The organism is Streptomyces sp. S3(2020) (assembly GCF_013044505.1).
In the GTDB taxonomy this organism is placed as follows: Bacteria; Actinomycetota; Actinomycetes; order Streptomycetales; family Streptomycetaceae; genus Streptomyces.
In genome coordinates this window covers 1-10328 of record NZ_JABERD010000285.1, presented here as the reverse complement: position 1 = coordinate 10328, position 10328 = coordinate 1, and the positions used below count along the sequence as shown (strand labels likewise).

Sequence of the window (10328 nt, the reverse complement as noted above, 5' to 3'; positions counted from 1 at the left end):
ATATGGGCCGTACCGGGCGCCGTCGCGTACACGCCGTGGTCGGTGCGGGAGCCGGGGCCGACGAGGTAGCCGCCGGCGCCCCGGATGTCGATGCCGGGGGCCAGGCGGCCGGCCGAGTTGGGGACGACGACGTCGGGCGGGCCGCTCAGCCAGAGGTGGCGACCGCCGCTGGGGGTCAGTACGACGACCGTGGCGGGGATCGTGAACAGGTGGCGCAGGGCCAGTTCGCGCAGGGCCGCCGAGGAGTCCGTGTCCGATTTCGTGTCGAGGTCGATGCCGATCAGATGGTGGGGCGGGAGGCCGCAGGCGATGCCGTAGCCCGTCGCCCAGGGGGCCGCGGCGAACAGTTCGCGGATGCGGTTCGGGTCGGTGGCGGCGTCGTAGACCCCGTGGCCGAAGCGGCCGCATTCGCCGTGGCAGGGCGGGGCCTCGGGGTCGTCGCGGTGGGGGGAGCGCAGGGCCGGGAGCTTCGTTCGGGACAGGGGAAGGACGGCCAGGCCGCGTTCGGCGGCTGACAGGGCGTGGGCTAGGGCCAGCGTCGTGGCCTGCCGGTCTGTGGTGGCCATGGCTCTATTTTCGTACACCTGTTCGAGAAAGGGAAGTGTATTCCAGGGCGACTCGCCGGGCGGGGCGAGTTGACCGGAAAAGCGCCGGAACGCTTCACCTCTTGCGGCGCTTGGGGGTGGCCTGCCCGCATCACCCTGACCTGATGCTCAAGGTCGTGAAAAGGGTTTATCGACTTGTCCTCACGCTTCAGGGGGAATGGTCGCTTCAGGGGTGGTTCGCCGGGGATTCGGTGGGCAACTCTGGTCTCGCGACGTCGTGATCGACTCCGAGGTGGTCGGCCAACTGCCCCGGAAAACAGCCTTACTTGACGTACTTCCGGCTATGAAGCCGGGTTCTGGAGGAAGAACATGGCAAGCATCCGTACCGCCCGCGTCATCGCCGCCGTCTCCGCCCTTCCGCTCGCCGCCGCGCTCTTCACCGGCGTCGCGACGGCGGACAACGGTGGCTTCGCGGACGACGGATCGAACGCGGGTGTCGCGAGCATCGTCGGCAGCGGTGTCGGTGGCACCAACAACGGCAACTCGTCCACCACGCAGCAGAACGCGGTGGGCTCCGGTGCCTCGAACCAGAGCAACACCGCGCAGGTCAACGGCTCCGCGTTCACGGCCATCAATCAGGGGAACGACAACACGTCCATCAACTTCACCCCGCTGTGGTGGTGAGCTGAGAGGCCGCCGCTCCGGCAGCGGCCCCCGGGTCTCCGACCGGGTGTGCTTCATGGGGTGTGACACGTCTGCGCGGCGGTGCTTCGGCATCGCCGCGCAGGCGTTTGTGCGGGTGGTGGGTGGCGGGTGGTGGTGGGCAGCGGATGGCTGAGGACTGGCGTACTGGCGACTGGCGACGCCAGGCGTTTGTGTGGACGGCCGCGGACCTCGGGGGCGGGCCTGCGGACTCCCTGCCGGGTCTCCCGGCTCCGGCCGAGCCTCCCGACTCCGGCCAGGCTTCCCGACCCCGGCCAGACCTCCAGCCCCCGGCCGGCCCCGTCGACTCCGGTCGGGCCGGTGCCCATCCACCTTGACACCACACCACATCTGACGGACAGTCAGAAATCTTCGCCGGGTTCGTGGGAACCCCGACGGCGGCAGCGGTGTACCAGAAGTGTCGATACGAAACGGGCGGGACGAACGGGACCACGAGGACGAGGGGGAGGCCATGGCCGACGAACTGGAGCAGCGACTGAAGGCGTACGAGGGCCGGCCCGCCGCCGTCTCCGGCACCGGCAAGGACCCCGTCAACGCGCCCATGATCCGGCACTGGTGCGAGGCCATGGGCGACACCAACCCGGCGTACTCCGGCCCGGACGCCATCGCCCCGCCCACCATGCTCCAGGCGTGGACGATGGGCGGCCTCTCCGGACACACGGGCCGTTCGTCGGCCTACGACGAACTGCTCACCCTCCTCGACGAGGCGGGCTGCACCTCGGTCGTCGCCACCGACTGCGAGCAGGAGTACATCCGTCCCCTGCGCCCCGGCGACGAGATCACCTTCGACGCGGTGATCGAATCGGTGTCGTCCCGCAAGACGACGAAGCTCGGCACGGGTCACTTCGTCACGACCCGTATGGACATCCGCGTCGGCCCCGACCTCGCCGGCACCCACCGCTTCCGCATCCTCAAGTACGCCCCCACGCGACAGCGGCAGCCGGACAAGGCACCCCGCCGCCCCCGCCCCGTCATCAACCGCGACAACGCCGGCTTCTGGGAAGGCGTCCGCGAGCACCGCCTCCTCATCCAGCGCTGCACCGCCTGCGGCACCCTGCGCCACCCCTGGCTGCCCGGCTGCAACACCTGCGGCCACCCGGAGTGGGACACCATCGAGGCAAGCGGCACCGGCACGGTCCATTCGTATGTCGTGATGCACCACCCACCCTTCCCGGCCTTCGCCCCTCCCTACGCGGTCGGCCTGATAGAGCTCACGGAGGGCGTGCGGATGATCAGCAATGTGACCGGGGTGCCGTACGACAAGGTGCGGATCGGCATGCCCGTGCGGCTCGAATTCACGGAGTACGACGAGGAGTTGGTGCTCCCGGTCTTCCGGGCCGAGGAAGGTTCGTACCGGAAGGCCTCGTGCGGGAAGGATTCGCACGGGAAGGGCGCGCACGAGGAGGGGTCCCATGTACGTAGGTGAGCAGCTCCCCTCGCTGGAGATCCCGGTCACCCGCACGCTGGTTGTCGCCGGCGCCGTCGCCTCCCGCGACTACCAGGACGTCCACCACGACGCCGAGTCGGCCCGGCAGAAGGGCTCCCCCGACATCTTCATGAACATCCTGACGACCAACGGCCTGGTCGGCCGCTACATCACGGACCACTTCGGTCCCACGGCCGAGCTCCGCCGCGTCGCCATCCGTCTGGGCGCCCCCAACTACCCCGGAGACACCATGGTGTTGACGGGAGTGGTCGAGCGAGTCGAAGGCGACACCGCGACCGTCCGGGTGGTCGGGGAGAACGGCATCGGCAGACACGTCACGGGCACGGTGACAGTCACCGTCCCGCCGGATGCGCTGCCGCAGTCACCGTCGGGGACGGCTACAGGAGGTGTCCGATGAGTGTCCGTACCCGGGACACCCTCGGCGGCCGGTCGGCGATCGTCGGCATCGGTGCCACCGAGTTCTCCAAGGACTCGGGCCGAAGCGAGCTGAAGCTCGCCGTGGAGGCGGTGCGGGCCGCGCTGGACGACGCGGGGCTGGCGCCGGCCGACGTGGACGGGATGGTGACGTTCACGATGGACACCAGCCCGGAGATCACCGTGGCCCAGGCCTGCGGGATGGGCGAGCTGTCCTTCTTCTCCCGCGTCCACTACGGCGGCGGAGCGGCCTGTGCGACGGTCCAGCAGGCGGCGCTGGCGGTGGCGACGGGCGTGGCCGAGGTGGTGGTCTGCTACCGCGCCTTCAACGAACGGTCGGGGCGCCGCTTCGGCTCCGGGGTGCAGCACCGGGAACCCTCGGCGGAGGGGGTCGCGCTCGGCTGGTCCCTGCCGTTCGGGCTGCTCACCCCGGCGTCCTGGGTGGCGATGACCGCCCAGCGCTATCTGCACACCTACGGTCTGACCCCGGAGGCCTTCGGGCAGGTGGCCGTCACCGCCCGCAGACACGCGGCGACCAACCCGGCGGCGTACTTCCACGGCCGTCCGATCACCCTCGCCGACCACGCCGCCTCGCGCTGGATCGTCGAGCCGCTCCGCCTCCTCGACTGCTGCCAGGAGACGGACGGCGCCCAGGCCCTCGTCGTCACCTCCCTGGAGCGGGCACGCGATCTGCCGAACCCACCGGCGATCGTGGCCGCGGCGGCCCAGGGAGCGGGCCGGGCCCAGGAGCAGATGACCAGCTTCTACCGCGACGACCTGACGGGTCTGCCGGAGATGGGGGTCGTGGCCCGCCAGTTGTGGCGCACCTCGGGGCTCACGCCGGGCGACATCGATGTGGGGATCCTGTACGACCACTTCACGCCGTTCGTGCTGATGCAGCTGGAGGAGTTCGGGTTCTGCGGGAAGGGGGAGGCGGCGGACTTCGTGGCCGGGGAGCGGTTGCCGCTGAACACACACGGAGGACAGCTGGGGGAGGCGTATCTGCACGGGATGAACGGGATCGCGGAGGGAGTGCGTCAGATACGGGGGACGGCGGTGAACCGGATATCCGGCGCGGGCCGGGTCCTGGTGACGGCGGGGACGGGCGTGCCCACCTCGGGGCTGGTGCTCTCCGGGGAGGGCTGAGGCCTTGGAAAGCGGGCCCGTCTGCGAGGACGGGTGTACCCCTCAGGGGTCGTCCCGCAGTAGTCCCCACCCCCTCGTCCACCCTCAGGAGGTGGAGCCACCCCCACCCCTACAACCTGAGGCGGACTCGTCTTCGGGACCTGCGGCCGATGAGCGGGAGGCCCCCTCGCTCCTAGCGTGGAGCCATGACCACATCCGTCTGCACCAGCGCTTTGGACCTCGCGGTACCGGCGAGGCAGACCCGCCCGTACGCGACGTACCCCTCCTTCTCGTCGTACGTGAAGGCCCGCCAGCCGGTGCTGCTGCGCACCGCACGGTCGCTGACCGCGAACCCGTGCGATGCGGAGGACCTGTTGCAGACCGCGCTCACCAAGACATATGTCGCCTGGGAGCGGATCGAGGACCACCGGGCGCTGGACGGTTATGTGCGTCGGGCGCTGCTGAACACGCGCACCTCTCAGTGGCGCAAGCGCAAGGTGGACGAGTTCGCGACCGACGAGATCCCGGAGCCCGAACTGGGCGGGGACGACCCGGCCGAGCAGCAGGCGTTGCACGACGCGATGTGGCGAGCGATCATGAAGCTGCCGGCCAGGCAGCGGGCGATGGTCGTCCTCAGGTATTACGAGGATCTGAGCGAGGTCCAGACCGCCGAGGTGCTCGGGGTGTCGGTGGGCACGGTGAAGTCGGCGGTGTCACGAGCCCTGGGCAAGCTCCGGGAGGACCCGGAGCTGGGACTGGTCCGCTAGAGACAGCCGGCCGACCCTGTCGCCGGTGGCATTTCAAGCCGGCATCGCCCCTCACCGGCAGAGCTCACCCGTCCTGAGTCGGTCCGGAGCTCAGCCCTTCCGAGTCGGTCCGGAGCTCACCCCTCCCGAGTCGGCCTCGGCCGTCCCGAGGCGGCTTTGGTCGCGCTGGGTGGGCCTCCACCCTTGGCGGAGGTCATGGTCATCGTCGGCGGGTCACCGGCGGTAGTACGTCTCGATCGGGACGCGTGCCTCGTCGAAGAGTGCGGGGCCGTGCTGTTCGACCGTGGGCCAGGTGCCTGAGGGGTTGAGTTCGGTGAGCTGCTCGGTGGAGAGGGCGTAGACGACGCGGCCGAGTCCGGAGCGGACGATGCCGCCGGTGCACATGCCGCAGGGCTGGCAGCTGGTGTAGAGGGTGGTGCGGGCGGCGGTGTCGGGGGCGAGTTCGCGGGCGGCCCAGCGGGCGAGCTTCAGTTCGGGGTGGGCGCTGATGTCGTTGTCGCTGAGGACCGTGTTGTGGGCCTCGGCGAGGATCTCGCCGTCGGGGCCGGCCAGCAGGGAGCCGTAGGGGGCGTCGCCGAGGGTGACGGCGTGGGCCGCGAGGGCGATCGCGCGGCGCAGGAGGTGCTCGTCGGCGGGGTTGGTCATGGGCGGTTCCTCCAGTGGGTGGCCACGGCGGTGAGGTCCTGCCAGGCCGTGTGCGGGCGGCGGGTCTCCTCCGGGTCCCCGTGGTAGGGGTCGAGCAGGACGGTGGAGGCGCCGAGGAGGCGGAGCTGTTCGAGGTCGTCGAGGATCTGGTCGAGGGTGCCGACACCTGCGGGGCGTTCGGGGTCGTCGACCGGTGTGGTCGTCAGACGCAGGGCGATGCGCGGGGCGAAGCCCGGCAGGGAGTGCTCGGTCACGGTGGAGCGCAGCCAGGAGACCGTGCCCCGCAGAGGGTGCCAGGCGTCGCCGAAGGCGATGGCGCGTCGGATCGCCGCGTCGCTGTTGCCGCCGACCCAGACGGGGACGGCGGGGGCGGGGCCGGCCGAGCGCCAGGCGTGGCGGAGGGCGGTGAGGTGCTCGTCGGTCAGTCTGCCGCGCGCGCTGAAGGGCACCCCGAGCGCCTCGTACTCCTGACGGGCCCAGCCGACGCCCACGCCGAGGACGAAGCGGCCGCCGCTGAGCTGTTGGAGGTTGGTGGCCATGCGGGCCACCAGGAGCGGATGCCGGTAGGGGAGGACGAGGACGGTGGTGCCCAGGCGCAGGGTGGTGGTGATGCCGGCGAGCCAGGAGAGGGTGGTGAAGGGTTCGTAGAACGGTTCCGGGTAGCGCTCGGCCACGTCCGGGGTGACCGTCACGTGGTCGGAGACCATGAGGAGGTCGAAGCCGAGCCCTTCCACGACGTGGGCCCATTCGCGCAGGACGCCCGGGTCGGTGCCGGGGCCGAAGTTCGGTACGTTGACGCCCAGTTGCATGGTTCGAGGCTATAGCGGTGATCATGGGGAACGGAACAGGCTTCTCCTGGTCATTCGGGTGTGCTCCCGTGAATCTGCCGGTAGATTCACGACATGGCCGTGAATCTCGATGAGGTCGACTGGGCGATCATTCGTCAGTTGCAGCAGGAGGCGCGCCTCTCCCTGAGTGAGCTGGGGCGGCGGGTGAACCTCAGCCCGTCGGCCACCACGGAACGGGTGCGGCAGCTGGAGGCGCAGGGCGTCATCACCGGTTACCGGGCCGTGGTGGACCTGGCGAAGGTCGGCTATCCGGTGCTGGCCCTCGTCCGGCTGAAGTACCCGGGCAACCGTCACCAGCCGTTGCGTCAACTGCTCGCCGAGCGGCGGGAGATCCTCGAATGCCTGCGCACCACGGGCGACGACTGCTACACCCTGAAGGTGGCCGCGACCTCCATGGAGCACCTGGAGATCCTCATGGACGAGCTGGCGGGTCTGGGCAGCACGACCACGAGCGTGGTCTACAGCCAGACCCTGCCCTTGCGCGGTCCCGACCGGCCGTGCGGCAGGCAGGCCCTGATGACGGCGGTGCTGGGCCGCTCCGATAGCCGCCCGGCACTGTGAACGCAACGTGACGTGATCGATCACCGCTGCCTAGTGACATACCACTTGGTATGTGAGCAGAATTTGCCCAACCCTTACCACCGCGTAGGCAATGTCGCCCCGGGAGGACGCCGTGCTGAGCACGATGCAGGACGTACCGCTGCTGATCTCGAGGATCCTGACTCACGGGTCCACGATCCACGGCACATCACAGGTGACCACCTGGACCGGTGAGGGCGCACCGCACCGGCGTTCCTTCGCCGACATCGGCGCCCGTGCCGCCCAGCTGGCGCACGCGCTGCGCGAGGACCTCGGCGTCGCGGACGACGAGCGGGTCGCGACCCTGATGTGGAACAACTCCGAGCATGTCGAGGCCTACTTCGCGATCCCGTCCATGGGCGCGGTCCTGCACACGCTGAACCTCCGGCTCCCGGCCGAGCAGCTGGCGTGGATCGTCAACCACGCGGCCGACCGCGTCGTGATCGCCAACGGTTCGCTGTTGCCGCTGCTCGTCCCGCTGCTGCCGCACCTCAAGACGGTCGAGCACGTGGTGGTGTCGGGTCCGGGCGACCGTTCCGGGCTCGCGGCCGCCGATGTCCAGGTGCACGAGTACGAGGACCTGATCGCCGGGAAGCCGACGGCGTACGACTGGCCCGAGCTGGACGAGCGCCAGGCCGCCGCGATGTGCTACACGTCCGGCACGACGGGCGACCCCAAGGGCGTGGTGTACAGCCACCGTTCGATCTACCTGCACTCCATGCAGGTCAACATGGCCCAGTCGATGGGGCTCACCGACCAGGACACCTCCCTGGTGGTCGTCCCGCAGTTCCATGTCAACGCCTGGGGCCTGCCGCACGCCACCTTCATGACCGGCGTGAACATGCTGATGCCGGACCGCTTCCTGCAGCCCGCGCCGCTCGCCGAGATGATCGAGACGGAGAAGCCGACCCACGCGGCCGCCGTCCCCACCATCTGGCAGGGCCTGCTCGCCGAACTGACCGCCAAGCCGCGGAACGTCTCCTCCCTCGGCCAGGTCACCATCGGCGGCTCCGCCTGTCCGCCCTCCCTCATGGAGGCCTTCGACAAGCTGGGCATGCGGGTCTGCCACGCCTGGGGCATGACGGAGACCTCCCCGCTCGGCACCATCGCCCGCCCGCCGGCCCATGTGGTGGGCACCGAGGAGGAGTTCGCGTACCGCCTCACGCAGGGCCGTTTCCCGACCAGCGTCGAGGCCCGCCTCACCGGCCCCGGCGGCGAGCGCCTGCCCTGGGACGGCGAGTCCGCGGGCGAGCTGGAGGTCCGCGGCCCGTGGATCGCCGGCGCCTACTACAACGGCCCGGACGCCGAACCGCTGCGCCCCGACGACAAGTTCAGCGAGGACGGCTGGCTGAAGACCGGCGACGTCGGCACGATCTCCGCCGACGGCTTCCTCACCCTCACCGACCGCGCCAAGGACGTCATCAAGTCCGGCGGCGAGTGGATCTCCTCGGTGGAGCTGGAGAACGCCCTGATGTCCCACCCGGACGTCACCGAAGCGGCCGTCGTCGCCGTCCCCGACGACAAGTGGGGCGAGCGCCCGCTGGCCACGGTCGTCCTGCGCGAGGGCTCCACCGCCGACTTCGACTCCCTGCGCGCCTTCCTCGCCGAGGAGGGCCACATCGCCAAGTGGCAGCTCCCGGAGCGCTGGACGATCATCGAGTCGGTGCCGAAGACGAGCGTCGGCAAGTTCGACAAGAAGGTGATCAGGAAGCAGTACGCCGAGGGCGCGCTGGACGTCACCAAGCTCGGCTGACACCGCCGTACGAGAACGACGATGAGGGCCCCCGGCAGACGCCGGGGGCCCTCATCGTCGTACAGAAGGAAACCCAGAACGAGCTCAGAAGGAACTCAGTTCGTCCCGATCCGTGCCAGCAGGTCCACGATCCGGTCCTGCACCTCGCCGCTGGTGGACCGCTCCGCCAGGAACAGCACCGTCTCGCCGGAGGCGAGGCGCGGCAGGTCCGCCTGGTCGACGGCGGCGGTGTAGACGACGAGCGGGGTGCGGTTGAGCTGCCCGTTGGCGCGCAGCCAGTCGACGATGCCGGCCTGGCGGCGGTGCACCTGGTGCAGGTCCATCACGACCAGGTTCGGCCGGAACTGCCCCGCCAGCGCCACCGCGTCCGCGTCGCTCGCGGCCCGCGCCACCTGCATCCCGCGCCGCTCCAGCGTCGCCGTCAGCGCCAGCGCGATCTCCGCGTGCTCCTCGATCAGCAGCACCCGCGGCGGATGCTGCTCGCTGTCGCGCGGAGCCAGGGCCTTCAGGAGTACGGCGGGGTCGGCACCGTACGCCGCCTCGCGCGTCGCCTGCCCGAGCCCCGCGGTCACCATCACCGGCACCGAGGCGGCCACCGCGGCCTGCCGCAGCGACTGCAACGCGGTCCGGGTGATCGGCCCGGTCAGCGGGTCCACGAACAGTGCGGCAGGGAACGCGGCGATCTGCGCGTCGACCTCCTCGCGCGAGTGCACGATGACGGGCCGGTAGCCGCGGTCGCTGAGCGCCTGCTGCGTGGTGACGTCCGGCGCGGGCCACACCAGCAGCCGACGCGGGTTGTCCAGCGGCTCCGGGGGCAGTTCGTCGTCCATCGGCTGCGGCCGCGGGGTGTCCGCGATCTCGACGGCCCCACCGGGACCGTCCAGCGGCTCGGGACCCTCGGCGGCGTTCTCGTCCGGTGCTCCTATGGCGTACGACCGTCCGGTGCCCTCGGTCATCTGCGCGAGCCGGGACTGTCCGGCCAGCGAGGGCTGAGGCTGTGCGGGGGTCTGCTCGGCCGTCGGATGCGGGCGCCCGGCGGCCGGGTCGGGCGGCGTGCCCAGCTTGCGGCGACGGCCGGAACCCCCGGGCTGATGCGGCGCGGGCGTCGCCGTCGGCTGCTGGACCTGGGCCGCCTGCCGGGTGAACGGCACGCCCTGCCCCAGCGTCCGCACGCTGATCGCCCGCCCCTGCGTCGAGTTCGGGTCGACGGGCGCCGCGGCCTCCGCGGGCAGCGGCTGCGCCGGGCGCGCCTGCGCGGCCGCCTCGGAGGGCAGCGCGGTGCCGGGGGCCGGGGTGCCGAGGGACGGCACGGGCTGCGGGGCGTTCGCCGGTACGGCGGTGTCGTCTCCGGCGGACCACAGCTGGGGAGCCGGGGTGCCCTGGGGCACCTGACCAGGAGCGGCCTCGGCGGGGAGCGGCTGACCGGCGAGGGTCTGTCCGGAGGGGGCCTGGGCGGGCAGCGCGTTCTGACCGGTGGTGTTC

10 protein-coding genes and 1 pseudogene are annotated in these 10328 nt (G+C 70.9%); 7 read left to right on the top strand and 4 right to left on the bottom strand.

Annotated elements, in window-relative coordinates; all coding sequences use genetic code 11:
* Positions 1–566, bottom strand: a 566-nt coding sequence (locus HLK59_RS44745; protein ID WP_171147415.1) for a bifunctional DNA primase/polymerase, incomplete at its 3' end; no start/stop codon positions are given.
* Between the two features lie 348 nt (positions 567–914).
* Between HLK59_RS44745 and HLK59_RS44740 the strand changes: the two genes are divergently transcribed.
* The 5 genes from HLK59_RS44740 to HLK59_RS44720 all read left to right on the top strand — a co-directional run bounded on the left by HLK59_RS44740 (position 915) and on the right by HLK59_RS44720 (position 5021).
* Positions 915–1229 (top strand): hypothetical protein, encoded by a 315-nt coding sequence (locus HLK59_RS44740; protein ID WP_109497067.1) that lies wholly within the window; start codon positions 915–917, stop codon positions 1227–1229.
* A gap of 490 nt (positions 1230–1719) precedes the next feature.
* The gene (locus tag HLK59_RS44735; RefSeq protein WP_171147416.1) at positions 1720–2694 is read left to right on the top strand and encodes an OB-fold domain-containing protein; all 975 of its coding nucleotides are present in this window, start codon (positions 1720–1722) and stop codon (positions 2692–2694) included.
* Positions 2681–3112 carry a MaoC/PaaZ C-terminal domain-containing protein gene (locus tag HLK59_RS44730; RefSeq protein WP_171147414.1) on the top strand — a complete coding sequence of 144 codons (432 nt, stop codon included), beginning with the start codon at positions 2681–2683 and terminating at the stop codon, positions 3110–3112. Before HLK59_RS44735 ends, HLK59_RS44730 begins: the two co-directional genes overlap by 14 nt.
* Entirely contained in the window at positions 3109–4275 is a 1167-nt protein-coding gene (locus HLK59_RS44725) for a lipid-transfer protein (RefSeq protein WP_171147413.1), read from the top strand. Before HLK59_RS44730 ends, HLK59_RS44725 begins: the two co-directional genes overlap by 4 nt.
* A 185-nt stretch (positions 4276–4460) precedes the next feature.
* Positions 4461–5021 (top strand): SigE family RNA polymerase sigma factor, encoded by a 561-nt coding sequence (locus tag HLK59_RS44720; RefSeq protein ID WP_171147412.1) that lies wholly within the window; start codon positions 4461–4463, stop codon positions 5019–5021.
* A gap of 213 nt (positions 5022–5234) precedes the next feature.
* Here HLK59_RS44720 and HLK59_RS44715 read toward each other — a convergent pair whose 3' ends face one another.
* Positions 5235–5666: a nucleoside deaminase gene (locus HLK59_RS44715; RefSeq protein ID WP_171147411.1), complete on the bottom strand. Its 432-nt coding sequence runs from the start codon at positions 5664–5666 to the stop codon at positions 5235–5237.
* A complete protein-coding gene (locus HLK59_RS44710) occupies positions 5663–6475 on the bottom strand; it encodes a TIGR03619 family F420-dependent LLM class oxidoreductase (RefSeq protein ID WP_171147410.1) in 813 nt (270 codons plus the stop codon). Before HLK59_RS44710 ends, HLK59_RS44715 begins: the two co-directional genes overlap by 4 nt.
* A 93-nt stretch (positions 6476–6568) precedes the next feature.
* Between HLK59_RS44710 and HLK59_RS44705 the strand changes: the two genes are divergently transcribed.
* Positions 6569–7075, top strand: coding sequence for an Lrp/AsnC family transcriptional regulator (locus HLK59_RS44705; protein ID WP_171147409.1), 507 nt, complete (start codon positions 6569–6571; stop codon positions 7073–7075).
* A 91-nt stretch (positions 7076–7166) separates the two neighbouring features.
* Positions 7167–8846 carry a long-chain fatty acid--CoA ligase gene (locus tag HLK59_RS44700; protein ID WP_171147408.1) on the top strand — a complete coding sequence of 560 codons (1680 nt, stop codon included), beginning with the start codon at positions 7167–7169 and terminating at the stop codon, positions 8844–8846.
* Between the two features lie 95 nt (positions 8847–8941).
* Here the strand turns inward: HLK59_RS44700 and HLK59_RS44695 are convergent.
* Positions 8942–10328, bottom strand: a pseudogene (locus HLK59_RS44695) (hypothetical protein); the annotation flags it as partial.